A 13,254-nucleotide genomic window follows, 5' to 3' on the forward strand; every position below is an offset into this window, starting at 1 on the left:
GTTGTGCAAATCCAGGCCGTACAAAAAAGATAAGAAATCGTAATTTAGAATTCTACTTTCAATAGACAGCTGGCGTGATGATTTGAAAGGACCGCCACACCCGCAAGATTTTTTCAACAAGTGTCCAATTGTATCCGATGAAAAAGCATTTGCCAACTCTTTAAACTTGAATTTCTTCTATTTTTTTATCAGCTGGTTTGTGGCAATAAAAAAAGCGGGAAACCCTTGTTAAATAAGGGTTTCCTGCTTTAAATTCTTGCAACAATCATACTATTGAAACAGCCTTCTGCCCCAGCTATCTCGCCTTTATTTTACCGGCTGCTTCACCGACTGATTGGCCACCGCAAAATCCGCAAGCGACGGGACGAGCATGTCTTCCATCGGCGGGTTGTGAAGCCCTGCCCGCACGTCGCGATAATAACGCTGCAGCGGGGATTGTTCAGACAAGCTATGTGCTCCGGCCACGCGCATCGCTAGATCAACGATGTCGACCGCTGAGTTGGTCACTGCGACTTTCACTGCGCCGAGTTCAGCCGCCATCTTAGAACGCTGCTCTTTGTCGGCATCGTCCCATTGTCTTGCGACAGAGTACAGGAAATGCCGCGCCCGCTGCAACTCCAATTCGATTTCACCGATCTTTTGTTTCACATTCGGCAACTCGATGATCGGCCCGTTCAAGCTGTTCGGCGAATAGTCTTGCGCAAAACGGATCGCGTAATCCTGCGCGGCCTGGGCGATGCCGAGGTAGCACGCCGGAATATGCAAAAGCCATCCCGCCGGCTGTTTTTTGCCAGGTGTACTGATTTCGACCAAAGCCTTTTCCGTTACATGAACATTCGTCAGCACCAAGTCATGGCTTCCGGTTCCTGTCATCGCGACACTATCCCAGGTTTCGTCGATCGCTACACCGTCAGCTGACCTTGGCACGAGGAAATAGCCGACTTCCCCGGTTTCTTCGATTACCGCCGTCACATTGAAATAATCCAACACCGGCGCCATGGAGGTGAACGATTTGCGGCCATCGATGACCCACGAACCGTCCACTTTTCTTGCTGTCGTCGACGGTTTGCCGCCTCTTGTTGGGCTGCCGGTCTGCTTTTCAGTCGCGCAATTATTGATCAAGGCGCCGCGTGCTTTGATGTCATCGAATAAATCTTCGAGCACCGACTCGTCCCATTTCTTCGTCTCGCCCAAATCTTTGAGGATGCCCATATGCCAGCCAATCGACAAACCGGTCGACCCGTCCGCTCGGCTGATCGATTCCTGATAGCGCAACATTTCTGATAAGGAAATGCCCGCTCCGCCGTATTCTTTTGGAATCGTCAGCGCTGGGTAATTGATCGCTTTCAACTCCTTAAAATTGTCGAATGGAAATGTTCTCTCTGCGTCGTTGCGCGCCGCGCGTTCTGTAAACGGCGCAACGGTTTCACTCAATATGTCCATGCGTTCTTCAAATGTCTTCGCTTGTGTGATATCCATCATTCTTCACCTTTCTTCTATCTATTGCGTCCATTATCGTGCAGACGTCCTCTTGCTTATCCAAAGATTATTGATGCACCGAGTATAAGCCTTGAAGCGCGCTCGGCACAACTGCGATGCTTGTGATGCTGCAGGCGCTTGATTTATGAGGTGCTCGCTTCAATCGAACCATCCCGCATATCCTCGGAAAAATCGTCGTATCCACTTTATACCCTTAAATGATCTTTTTAATTAACCGGATGCTTCCTATTCCTTTGCTACTCGAAGAATAGTGTATAATCTTCACTTGAGTACGCTTATAATTCTAAATACTCCAATAAATTACTGGTTAAAAACTGCTTTTTCTTCCACTTCAAGGCCTAGTACGATTTCAGGAGCGTTTAATTAATAACATTCATTTCAATGGAGGGATTCACATGAAGTACACAGTTATCACAGGCGCCAGCTCAGGAATCGGATACGAAGCGGCACTGGCTTTCGCAGCACGCGGCAAAAACCTCATTCTGGTCGCAAGAAGAGAAGCCGAGCTCAATAAACTCAAAGACAATATTCAACACATGAACTCTGATCTCGACGTCATCATCAAGCGTGCAGACCTCTCTGAAAGCAAACAGGTTCACACGCTTTTCGAAAGCCTGAAAGAATACGATATTGAAACTTTCGTCAACAACGCCGGTTTCGGAAACAGCTCAACCGTCGCTGAGCAGGATGTAACTAAAACGGAAAAGATGCTTCGCGTAAACATCGAAGCACTCACCACGCTTTCCACTCTTTATGCACGCGACTATGCGGACCAAGAAGGCGCGCAGCTCATCAACGTCTCATCAGACCTCGGCTACAGAATCGTGCCCAATGCCGTTACATACGCTGCGACCAAATTTTACGTCAGCGCATTTACAGAAGGCCTCGCCCAAGAGCTGCAGGATAACGAAGCTCAGTTGAAAGTGAAAATACTCGCGCCCTCCATGACCGAAACCGAATTCGTGAAAACGGCACGGGAACTTGATGAATTCAGCTATGGCGACAATGTGCAGAAGTTCCACACTGCAAAAGAGATGGCACAGTTTATGCTGGAGCTTTATGATAGCGAAAAAGTTCTCGGGAAGGTCAATAGTGACACCTATGAGTTCGAGTTGATGGATCCAGTTTTTCAGTATACTTCAAGAAAGTAGGATTCCCCTTGTGATTCACACATAAAAAAGTCCCTCTCACATCATGTGAGAGGGACTTTTTCTAATGGGGTGATGACTTACATCATGCCGCCCATGCCGCCCATATCAGGCATGCCGCCGCCAGCTGGTGCAGCTGGTTCTGGCAGGTCTGCTACGACTGCTTCAGTTGTTAGGAACATCGCTGCAACAGAAGCTGCGTTTTGCAGTGCAGAACGCGTCACTTTCGTCGGGTCTACGATGCCTTGGTCAAGCATGTTGACCCATTCGCCTGTTGCCGCATTATAGCCGATGCCGACTTCTTCGGTTTTCAGGCGGTGAACGATGATCGAGCCTTCAAGGCCAGCGTTCGTTGCGATTTGGCGAACCGGCTCTTCAAGTGCACGGAGCACGATGTTGATGCCTGTTGCGACGTCGCCTTCTTGCTCTGCCGCAATTTTCGCCACTTGGTTGTAGACATTGATAAGCGCTGTACCGCCGCCTGCTACGATGCCTTCTTCAACCGCTGCGCGTGTTGCGTTCAATGCGTCTTCGATGCGCAGTTTACGCTCTTTTAGTTCTGTTTCAGTTGCTGCACCGACTTTGATGACTGCGACACCGCCAGCAAGTTTCGCTAGACGTTCCTGCAGTTTTTCGCGGTCGAATTCAGAAGTGGTTTCTTCCAATTGGCTGCGGATTTGCGCCACGCGCGCGATGATTTTCTCGGAATCGCCATTGCCTTCGACGATCGTTGTGTTGTCTTTTGACACAACAACTTTCGCTGCGCGTCCAAGTTGCGTGATGTTGGTGGATTTCAAATCAAGACCGAGGTCTTCTGTGATCACTTCAGCGCCAGTAAGTGCCGCAATGTCTTCAAGCATCGCTTTTCTGCGATCGCCGAATCCAGGAGCTTTGACTGCTACTGCGTTGAATGTGCCACGCAATTTGTTTACGACAAGTGTTGCCAACGCTTCGCCTTCAACATCTTCAGAGATGATGAGTAACGGTTTGCTTTGCTGGACGACTTGCTCGAGTACTGGAAGGATTTCCTGGATGTTGCCGATCTTTTTGTCAGTGACAAGGATGAACGGGTTTTCCAGAACCGCTTCCATTTTGTCGGAATCCGTCACCATGTAAGGAGACTGATAGCCGCGGTCGAATTGCATCCCTTCAACGACATCAAGTTCCGTCGTGAAGCCGCGTGATTCTTCCAAAGTGATGACGCCGTCGTTTCCAACGCGCTCCATCGCTTCTGCGATCAATTTGCCGACTTCCTCGTCGCCTGAAGAAATCGCCGCTACTTGTGCGATCGATTCTTTGCCTTCGATTTGCTGGGAAATGGATTGCAATCCAGTGACTGCGCTTTCCACAGCCAGTTCGATTCCGCGGCGGATGCCGACAGGGTTAGCGCCAGCTGTGACGTTCTTCAAACCTTCACGGATCATTGCTTGTGCAAGAACGGTCGCAGTCGTTGTACCGTCACCAGCGATATCGTTCGTTTTGGAAGCTACTTCCGCTACGAGTTTCGCGCCCATGTTTTCGAACGCGTTTTCTAGTTCGATTTCTTTAGCGATCGTTACGCCATCGTTTGTGATCAGCGGCGTGCCGAATTTCTTCTCAAGTACTACGTTGCGCCCTTTTGGCCCAAGCGTAACTTTGACTGCGTCCGCTAATTTATCTACACCTTGCAGCATCAGGCTGCGTGCATCTTCACTGAACTTAATATCTTTTGCCATGATTCGGTTCCTCCTATTAAATAGAATGTATGTTTAGTTAGCCGACGATCGCAAGGATGTCGTTCTCACGTAAAATTAAGTATTCTTTGCCTTCGTATTTCAATTCTGTACCCGCATATTTCGAAAAGACGATATGGTCTCCTTCATTTACGTCCAGCTCTGTACGCTGTCCATTTTCACGGATAAGTCCATTCCCTACCGCAATCACTTTGCCTTCCTGCGGCTTTTCCTGCGCCGATCCTGGCAAGACGATTCCGCTAGATGTCTTTTCTTCCACTTCGACGAGCTCAATGATGACACGATCTCCTAATGGTCTTAACAATTGAAACACCCTCCTCAAATTAATTAGCTTCTAGTCGTTTAGCACTCTCATACCTTGAGTGCTAACCCATAGATAAGTTTAATAAAATCTTCAGTTAATTGCAAGCAGAAACCTTAGGCCGTTTTGAATTCTTTGCGCCTTTTTCCGTTAAGCCCTACAATAAAAGAAGCACGCGAAAAGAAAGGAAACTGACTACATGACCTCAACCGATAAAACCGCTTCTTCCCCAAAATCAAAAGGGCATAATCGCAAAAACATGCGCACGCCGCTTTTGGTCCTGCTCGTTTTTGTGGCCGTCCAGCTCATGCCGATTCTCTTTATCGGCCCGACGCTCGGCTATTTCCGCGATCAAGGGCTAGATGATGCCACGGCCCGTGCTTCCACTTCCGGCTGGCTGATCTTCCTGACGATGGGCGTCGGCTTTTTAGCAACGATGGTTCTCATCTTGCGTGACCGCAACTTCTTCAATATTTGGAAAGGCAAAAAATCGAGCCTCCCCGCTGCAATCGGCTGGGGCGTCCTCGGCTTTTTGCTCCTCATCATTGGGCAATCGATTGCCGCCATGATTGAAATGGCAATCGGCATCGACCCGGGATCCGCTAATACCCAGACACTCGTCCGGATCGCTGAAGTCGTGCCGTACGCGATCATCGCAGTCGTCTTGTTCGGCCCGATACTGGAAGAACTGGTCTTCCGCAGAGTCGTCTTCGGCTCCCTGAACCAGACTATGAACTTCTGGATCGCCACGGCCATCTCGGCACTGGTCTTCGCACTCGTCCATGTCGAATTCACGCATCTCTTGCTTTACTTCACGACCGGATTGATCCTGGCAGCCCTCTATCAGCGTACTAAGCGCATCCTTACCCCAATCATCGCGCACATCATGCTGAACGGCTACGTCATGCTCATCCAGCTCAATATGGACAAAATCGAAACCTTCATCAAGCAAATGGAAAACCTGCAATAACCAAAAACCGCCGCTCCGTTAATGGAACGGCGGTTTTTAATTTCTATAAGAGAAGATTGGGGCTGTCTCATAAGTCCCTAAAATAAAACAGACGGAGAAAAAATTCTTTTTCTCTGTCTGTTTTTGATTTATCGGTGAGGTACCTGAGAGTAGCCGGCTGATGGGAATGGAGACGGCGACTCCAGCGGGAATAGTGACTGAGCTAAGCGAAGGAGCGACGCGAGCCGAAGACCCTGGACTGAGCGAAGCGAGGGAAGCGGCTAAGGCCGTGCCCGCGGAAAGCGTCCGTCGAAATGGACATCAGCCATTTCTTTAGAAGACGAAAAGGGACAGCCCCTAAAAGTCACTTTTCATGACCTTTTGGGACAGCCCCAGGGGTTTCTTTGTCACATCGGCTCAACACCCGCCCTATCCCCGGGCAGTTGAAAACGCGACGTCCTGTCGCTTCAACTGCATGCCCCGAATTCTGCGGGCCCCAAGCAGCCGCTAGGAGCGCAATCTCCTACCCCCACCCCATTTTCATTCCAAACAAAAAACCTTCCGCCATTATTTCGGCGGAAGGTTTTCAGTCTGTTCTTCAATGGCCTGTTGCTGTTCGGCACGCAGGAATTTGCGGTAACCGATACGCGCGATGACCACACTGAATTCATAAAGCAAGATTAAGGGCAAGGTGACCAGCATATGCGAAACGATATCAGGCGGCGTAATGAATGCCGCAATCGTCACCAATGCCAAATATGCGTACTTTCGGTATTTTGTCATCAACATCGGCGTCAAAATGCCGAGTCGTGTCAAAAATAGCATCAATACCGGCAGCTGGAAGATAAAGCCGAATGGCAAGGTAATCTGGAACAAAAACTGGAAATATTCATTGATCCCGATCGTTTCCTGGATATCCAGGCTCTCCGAAATATTGAGCATGAACCCTATGACATACGGGAACAGCACCAAATATGAGAAAGCGATGCCGCCGATGAACAGCGACACAGAAAACGGGATATACCCAAGCGTCACTTTCCGTTCCCGGTCCGATAACCCCGGGCTGATAAATGCCCAGAATTGGTACATGATCAGGGGAGACGTGATGATCAAGGCCAAAATCATCATGACTTGCATATAAATCTTAATTGGATCGGTAATCTTGAACGCATTCAAAGTCAGGTTGCGGGCTTCTTCACTGAACTGCAAATAACGAATCAGTGGCTCCGCGAGAAAAAACCCCACAATGAGCGCCAACAGAAAGAAAACGACTATTAAGGTCAGCCGTTTTCTGAGTTCACCTATATGTTCAACTACTGTCATTTCATTTTGTTGGTTCATCGGACAAACATCCTATCGTGTTACTTGTGCTCGTCTTTCTTATCTAGATCGTTTTTCTTTGCTGGTTTGTCATCGTCATCGTCATCAGCCAATCCTTTTGTAGCGTTTTTGAATTCGCGCAAGGAAGAACCGAATGCTTTACCTAGTTCCGGCAATTTTTTCGGGCCGAAAATCAGCAAGGCGACAATCCCGATGATGATTAAACTTAGTGGACCTGGAGCCATATCAGACACCTCCTGTAGTATGCTTCTAGTGTACATGAAACAAGGCCTTTTGGCTATTTGCAATGGCCGTTCAAATGTGAAGGTTTTATGTTAATCATGCTTGATTTGGTAGATCAAGGTCTGCAACTCGACCGATAAATCGATCGTCTGCACGCGGATATGTTCCGGCACGGAAATACGCACCGGCGTGAAATTTAGGATGCCTTTGATATCCGTTTGGGCGAGCCGGTCGGTCACTTCCTGCGCCGAACGCGACGGCACCGTCAAGATAACCACTTCCACACCATATTGCTTGATCTTTTCTTCAATCAAATCCGGGTGGTACGTATCGATGCCGCTGATGGTTTTGCCTTCTGGCGGACTATTCGTATCAAAGGCCAAGATGATTTTCGTGTTGTGATTGCGGTGGAAATTGTATTTTAAAAACGCGCTGCCGAGGCTTCCGACACCGATCAAGGCGACATTGGTCGCTTCGTCCTGGTCTAGCGTCTTACGGAAAAACGCCAAAAGCTCCTGGACCTCATAACCGTAACCTTTTTTGCCGAGCGCACCCAAATGGGAAAAGTCGCGGCGAATGGTCGCGGAATCGATTTTCATCGCTTCGCTCAACTCCTGAGAGGAGATGCGTTTCTGTCCGGCATTGGCGAAATTCTGGAGAAATCGGTAATACAAGGGCAGCCGCTTCGTTGTTGCTTGCGGGATTTTGTGGGATTCGTCAAGCATGGGATCGCTTCCTTCTGAACTGTTGTCAAATCGTATCAATCTTACATGACGGACCTTGATATGTAAAGGCTTGCCCGATTGCGAAGCGCAGTCCCATCAGCTACACTTAAGAGGAATAGAGGTGACCTTAATGATCGTATTGCAAGTCAATCAAATCCATAAATCATTTGGTGCCGAGGAAATCATCTCAGGCGCTAAACTCGAAGTCCAGCACCGCGACCGGGTCGCACTTGTCGGCCGCAACGGTGCCGGGAAATCCACATTGCTAAAAATCATCGCTGGGGAAATGTCCTATGACAGCGGCGACTTAATCATGCCGAAAGATCTGACAATCGGCTACTTGGAACAACAGACCGACTTGAATTCAGAAGCTACCGTATGGCAGGAGATGATGAAGATCTTCGTCCATTTTCGTGATCAGGAAACCAAGCTTCGTCAGCTCGAAGCCGATATGGCCAATCCGGACGTCTATAACGACGCAGAACGCAACGCCAAAGTCATGCAGGAATACGACTTGTTGCAAACCAATTTCAAAGATGCCGGTGGCTATCAGTTTGAAGCCGACACACGCGCGGTCTTACACGGCATGAAGTTTTATCCGGAAGACTACGAAAAGAAGATCACCTCCCTGTCAGGCGGCCAGAAAACCCGCCTCATGCTGGCGAAGCTCTTGCTTGCCAAGCCACAGCTGCTCATACTCGATGAGCCGACCAACCACTTGGACATCGAAACCTTGAGCTGGCTCGAAAACTATTTGAAGAATTATCCCGGGGCTTTGCTCATCGTATCGCATGACCGTTATTTCCTGGACCAAGTCGTCACGCTCGTCTACGAAGTATCGCGCAAGAAGGTCCGGAAGTATACCGGCAACTACAGCCGCTATTTGAGCGAAAAAGCGAAACAATACGAACTCGACCGCAAACATTACGAGAAAGAACAAGGCGAGAAAGCAAAACTCGAAGATTATGTCGCCCGCAACCTGGTCCGAGCATCCACTACTAAAATGGCGCAAAGCAGGCGCCGCGTGCTCGAGAAAACCGATTGGATGGAAGCTCCTGAAGGCGATGAAAAATCGGCCCGTTTTGGCTTTGATATCCTAAAGCAAAGCGGCAACGACGTCTTGAATATTCAGTCCTTATCGGTCGGCTACCACAATCAAGCGGTGTCGAACAACGTCGCATTGAAACTCTACCGTACTGAAAGCTTGGCACTCGTCGGACCAAACGGTGTCGGCAAATCAACGCTGCTTAAAACCATTATGAAAGAATTGCCGGCCCTCGCAGGCGAGATCCATTACGGCACCGGCATCCAGTTCGGCTATTACGACCAGGAACAAGCCAATTTAAAAGGCAATAAACTCGTTCTCAACGAATTATGGGACGATTACCCTCATGTGAACGAAAAAGACATTCGCGGCATTCTTGGCCGTTTCCTCTTCACTGGAGATGACGTGCTGAAGCCGGTATCGACTTTATCCGGCGGCGAAAAAGCCCGCGTGGCACTTGCCAAGCTGATGATGCAAAAAGCCAATGTGCTGTTGCTGGATGAGCCGACCAACCATTTAGACCTCGACAGCAAAGAAGTACTCGAGAACGCCTTGATCGACTATCCTGGGACACTTTTATTCGTTTCCCATGACCGCTACTTCATGAACCGGATCGCCACGAAAGTGGTGGAGCTAACTGCTAGTGGCACCACCGAGTATTTGGGCGACTACGATTATTATGTCGAGAAGAAACTCGAAACCGAAGAACTAGCTGCACTCGATGCATTAGAAGCAAAAGCGAAACAGCCAGAGGCCCAAGCCTCTGCTTCCACTTCGCAAATCGACAAAGAAGCTAAAAAGCTTGAACGCCAATTGGTGAGGAAAAATACCGAAATCGAACAGGCAATGGAAGCACTCGATGAAGAAATCGCCGCGATTGAAGAACAATTATGCGAGCCGGACATTTTCCAGGATCACGAACGCGTCATGCCTTTGCAAACACGTCTCGAAGAACTAAAGCATTCCCATGAAGCAACCATGTCCGAATGGCTTGAATTGCAAGAACAACTTGAAGAACTGAATTCCTGACCGCATACTGAGTATGCGGTTTTTCTTTTCCCTACATATAGGTCAAGACCCTTTAACGAAATAAATATTTCCACAGATTTGTACACATAAGAAAAGTTGCAGAATCAACTATCAACAGAGTTACGAACATTATCCACAGGTCTTTTTTCTTTTATCCACATTGTTTTCCACCTACTAGCCTACAATATATAGGAAATCCACCAGTTATCGATAGCTTATTAACAGCTTATTCACAAATTGTGCATAAGTACAAATGTTCTCTATTGACAGAAAACTACTTTCTATGTCCTTGTAAGAATTGGATATTATTCATAAAAAAAGAAGCAATGCCGCAATTCTCAATCAATTGCGGCATTGCTTTCAATTAAATCCAAGAACTCAATGGCATCCCCGGACGCCCATTCATGGCCATATCTCCTGTTAATCCTTTTTCATACATCACCGTTCCAGCTGCTGCGATCATCGCTGCGTTGTCTGTACACAGCGGAAGCGGTGGGATGAAAAATGGGATCTGTTCTTCTTCAAAAGTTTTGGTCAATGATGTACGCAGCCCTTTATTCGCTGCCACACCTCCTGCGGCGATTACTTGTTTAACGCCGAATTCCCTTGCTGCTCGCAAAGTCTTTGCTGTTACCACTTCCACGACGCTGTTTTGGAAACCTGCAGCTACCGCTTCTGGCACCGGGGCTTCCCCGCGCTGTTTCAGATTATGCATATAGTTCAGCACCGATGATTTTAAACCGCTAAAGCTGAAATCATACGACCCTTCTTCCAGCCAAACCCGTGGAAAATCGACTGCCTCCGTACTTTGTTGTGCCAAGCGATCGATATGTGGGCCTCCTGGATACGGCAAATTCAATGTCCGTGCCACTTTGTCATACGCTTCTCCTGCAGCATCGTCCCTCGTCTCTCCAATGACGGTAAAATCACCATGCTCTTTCATCAGGATTAACTCAGTATGGCCTCCTGAAATGACCAACGACAAAAGAGGAAACTCCATTTCCTGTTCCAAGCGATTCGCATAGATATGGCCTGCGATATGATGCACGCCTACTAACGGCAAGCTATGTGCAAATACAAAGGCTTTCGCTGCATTTACCCCAACTAACAAGGCTCCAACTAGTCCCGGCCCTTCTGTGACAGCTACTGCGGACAATTCAGATGGCTGCAGATTGGCCTGCTGCAATGCTTCCTCAATAACAATCGTGATTTGTTCGACATGATGCCGCGACGCTATTTCCGGAACAACACCCCCAAAACGCTTATGGCTCTCGATTTGCGAAGCCACTACATTGGAGATGATCTCAGTTCCATTTTTCACGACCGAAGCTGCCGTTTCATCACAACTCGTTTCTATTCCCAATACAAAAATATCTTCATTCATCGAAATTCACCCACATCACTATGGCATCTTCCTGGTTATCCGTATAATACCCTTTTCGGATGCCACCATTTTGAAATCCTAGTTTCTTATATAAATTAAGCGCGGCTATATTGCTGACACGCGCTTCTAAAGTCATCAGTTTTGCGCCTTGCGCTCTTGCTTGATCCATGGCCTCTTTCATCAAAGCTTCCCCGAACTTGTTGCCGCGCTGTTGGGGGGAGATGGCAATATTCGTAATATGCGCTTCGTCCATTACGAGCCACATGCCACAATAACCAATGACCCCTTCTGCCGTTTCAGCCAGTACGTAGTACGCAAATTCATTTTTCAGCATCTCTTGCTCAAACGCTTCTTTGGTCCAAGCCAGCGTAAACGATTGTTTTTCAATTTCATATACTGCATCCACGTCTTGAATGGTCATTTTACGAAATTTCACTGGGTTGCTCATTGGTTTTTACCTTTTTCTGTTTTTGTCAGATTGGCTTCTGCTTCAGTGATCCGCCGATATTCCGGAACTGTGTGATGGACTTCTTTGACGTTCTCACCTGCAGCTAATGCAATCAGCTTAGAAGCACGCGGAAGTCTGTTGGGAAACGGTGCAAAATGTGCCAACTCGCCTAGCGTCTCTTCGATCAACGAGCGATGAATTTCAAGATCGACACCGGTAAACAGCACTGGACGCTCTTGCATACGAACTTGTTCCAAAAACTCTTTGAAATCACTATGTTGATCGGAAATTACCGTTTTCAAATGTTGACCTTCATAAAGCCCAGTAAACACAGTACCACGCCTCGCATCCATCACCGGGCAAACCAAGCCGTCAAAGTCTTGGCCATTTGCTGCAAGCACCTTCAAACTGGATACTGAAACCAATGGGATTTTTAACGACCAAGCGAGCGTTTTGGCGATCGTCAAGCCTATTCGCACACCTGTATAAGAGCCAGGTCCCTCTGCAACAACAATTTGTGTCAAATCGCCTGGAGCAATTTTTGCTTTTTTCATCAATTCCTCAATCGCCGGCATCGCTGTTAGCGAATGATTAATCTTTAGATTTTGAGTTTCTTCTATTAATACTGTATCGTCTTTCACCAAGGCAATAGCCAACGGAGAATTCGACGTGTCGATTCCTAAAATCATCGTGTTAGCTCCCTGCATAAGTTTTCGTAACGGATACCGTGCGGTTCAAACTCCACTTCGCGTCTCTCTTCAGACAAGCGGCGAATGACAATCTTTAAACGGTCTGTTGGCAAATACTCTTCAATAAACTGAGCCCATTCAACGACCGATACTGCTTCTTCCGCAAATAATTCATCAAATCCGATATCTTCATCGCTGTTTTCCAAGCGGTATACATCAAAATGGTTTAAGTTTACCCTGCCCTCGTATTGTTTTAGGATGGTGAAAGTTGGACTATTGACGGTTCGTTCGATACCAAGTCCTTTTGCCAATCCTTTAGTAAAAGTCGTCTTGCCCGCGCCTAAGTCACCTTCTAGTGTAAGCAGGTCTCCCGGTTGCAAAAGCGAGGCCAAGCGCATAGCAAGTTCTTCTGTTTGTTCGGGCGACTGCACTGTCATCGTGTAGCTCATATCTGTTCACCTCGTTTGAGTCTTTTCATAGTTTAGCGGAGATAGCCCAGCAAATCAAAATATATTGTTTCCATAGAAAAAGAGCACAGCGGGTTCGCTGTGCTCACTTTTTGAAATGACGGTCCCGACCGGGATCGAACCGGCGATCTCCTGCGTGACAGGCAGGCATGTTAACCGCTACACCACGGGACCAAAATTATAGACCAGCGACGTCCTACTCTCACAGGGGGAAACCCCCAACTACCATCGGCGCAAAAGAGCTTAACTTCCGTGTTCGGGATGGGAACGGGT

Annotated in this window: 13 protein-coding genes, 1 tRNA gene and 1 rRNA gene; 3 read left to right on the top strand and 12 right to left on the bottom strand. The window is 48.0% G+C overall.

Annotated features, from left to right (window positions below; genetic code table 11):
- Positions 1-306 precede the first annotated feature (306 nt).
- Entirely contained in the window at positions 307-1,479 is a 1,173-nt protein-coding gene (locus AY633_RS10290; protein WP_068488280.1) for an acyl-CoA dehydrogenase family protein, read from the bottom strand.
- A 416-nt stretch (positions 1,480-1,895) separates the two neighbouring features.
- On the opposite strand from AY633_RS10290, the gene AY633_RS10295 reads away from it, so the two are divergent.
- Positions 1,896-2,651, top strand: a complete 756-nt coding sequence (locus AY633_RS10295) for an SDR family NAD(P)-dependent oxidoreductase (protein WP_068488281.1) — start codon at positions 1,896-1,898, stop codon at positions 2,649-2,651.
- 77 nt (positions 2,652-2,728) lie between these two features.
- Here the strand turns inward: AY633_RS10295 and groL are convergent, their stop codons facing one another.
- Positions 2,729-4,363: a chaperonin GroEL gene (gene groL, locus AY633_RS10300; protein ID WP_068488282.1), complete on the bottom strand. Its 1,635-nt coding sequence runs from the start codon at positions 4,361-4,363 to the stop codon at positions 2,729-2,731.
- Between the two features lie 37 nt (positions 4,364-4,400).
- Complete coding sequence (gene groES, locus AY633_RS10305; RefSeq protein ID WP_068488283.1) at positions 4,401-4,685, bottom strand: co-chaperone GroES; 285 nt, start codon at positions 4,683-4,685, stop codon at positions 4,401-4,403.
- Between the two features lie 196 nt (positions 4,686-4,881).
- On the opposite strand from groES, the gene AY633_RS10310 reads away from it, so the two are divergent.
- Positions 4,882-5,652: a CPBP family intramembrane glutamic endopeptidase gene (locus AY633_RS10310; RefSeq protein WP_068488284.1), complete on the top strand. Its 771-nt coding sequence runs from the start codon at positions 4,882-4,884 to the stop codon at positions 5,650-5,652.
- Positions 5,653-6,198: 546 nt separating this feature from the next.
- Here the strand turns inward: AY633_RS10310 and tatC are convergent.
- From tatC to AY633_RS10325, 3 genes are all read right to left on the bottom strand, one after another.
- A complete protein-coding gene (gene tatC, locus AY633_RS10315; protein ID WP_068488285.1) occupies positions 6,199-6,972 on the bottom strand; it encodes a twin-arginine translocase subunit TatC in 774 nt (257 codons plus the stop codon).
- Between the two features lie 20 nt (positions 6,973-6,992).
- Positions 6,993-7,196: a twin-arginine translocase TatA/TatE family subunit gene (locus tag AY633_RS10320; protein ID WP_068460452.1), complete on the bottom strand. Its 204-nt coding sequence runs from the start codon at positions 7,194-7,196 to the stop codon at positions 6,993-6,995.
- Positions 7,197-7,286: 90 nt separating this feature from the next.
- The gene (locus AY633_RS10325) at positions 7,287-7,919 is read right to left on the bottom strand and encodes a redox-sensing transcriptional repressor Rex (protein WP_068488286.1); all 633 of its coding nucleotides are present in this window, start codon (positions 7,917-7,919) and stop codon (positions 7,287-7,289) included.
- 130 nt (positions 7,920-8,049) lie between these two features.
- Here AY633_RS10325 and AY633_RS10330 point away from each other — a divergent pair, with 130 nt between their 5' ends.
- Positions 8,050-9,993 carry an ABC-F family ATP-binding cassette domain-containing protein gene (locus AY633_RS10330; protein WP_068488287.1) on the top strand — a complete coding sequence of 648 codons (1,944 nt, stop codon included), beginning with the start codon at positions 8,050-8,052 and terminating at the stop codon, positions 9,991-9,993.
- Between the two features lie 364 nt (positions 9,994-10,357).
- On the opposite strand, the gene tsaD is transcribed toward AY633_RS10330, so the two are convergent.
- The 6 genes from tsaD to rrf all read right to left on the bottom strand — a co-directional run.
- Complete coding sequence (gene tsaD / locus AY633_RS10335) at positions 10,358-11,377, bottom strand: tRNA (adenosine(37)-N6)-threonylcarbamoyltransferase complex transferase subunit TsaD (RefSeq protein WP_068488288.1); 1,020 nt, start codon at positions 11,375-11,377, stop codon at positions 10,358-10,360.
- On the bottom strand, positions 11,370-11,825 hold the full coding sequence (gene rimI / locus AY633_RS10340) for a ribosomal protein S18-alanine N-acetyltransferase (RefSeq protein ID WP_068488289.1): 456 nt from the start codon (positions 11,823-11,825) through the stop codon (positions 11,370-11,372). Before rimI ends, tsaD begins: the two co-directional genes overlap by 8 nt.
- Positions 11,822-12,514 carry a tRNA (adenosine(37)-N6)-threonylcarbamoyltransferase complex dimerization subunit type 1 TsaB gene (gene tsaB, locus AY633_RS10345; protein ID WP_068488290.1) on the bottom strand — a complete coding sequence of 231 codons (693 nt, stop codon included), beginning with the start codon at positions 12,512-12,514 and terminating at the stop codon, positions 11,822-11,824. Before tsaB ends, rimI begins: the two co-directional genes overlap by 4 nt.
- A complete protein-coding gene (gene tsaE / locus AY633_RS10350) occupies positions 12,511-12,963 on the bottom strand; it encodes a tRNA (adenosine(37)-N6)-threonylcarbamoyltransferase complex ATPase subunit type 1 TsaE (RefSeq protein WP_068488291.1) in 453 nt (150 codons plus the stop codon). Before tsaE ends, tsaB begins: the two co-directional genes overlap by 4 nt.
- A gap of 119 nt (positions 12,964-13,082) precedes the next feature.
- Positions 13,083-13,155: transfer RNA gene (locus AY633_RS10355), tRNA-Asp, on the bottom strand.
- 9 nt (positions 13,156-13,164) lie between these two features.
- Positions 13,165-13,254, bottom strand: a 5S ribosomal RNA gene (gene rrf, locus AY633_RS10360); the annotation flags it as partial.

This window comes from Planococcus maritimus (genome assembly GCF_001592825.1).
GTDB classification, from domain to species: domain Bacteria; phylum Bacillota; class Bacilli; order Bacillales_A; family Planococcaceae; genus Planococcus; species Planococcus maritimus_C.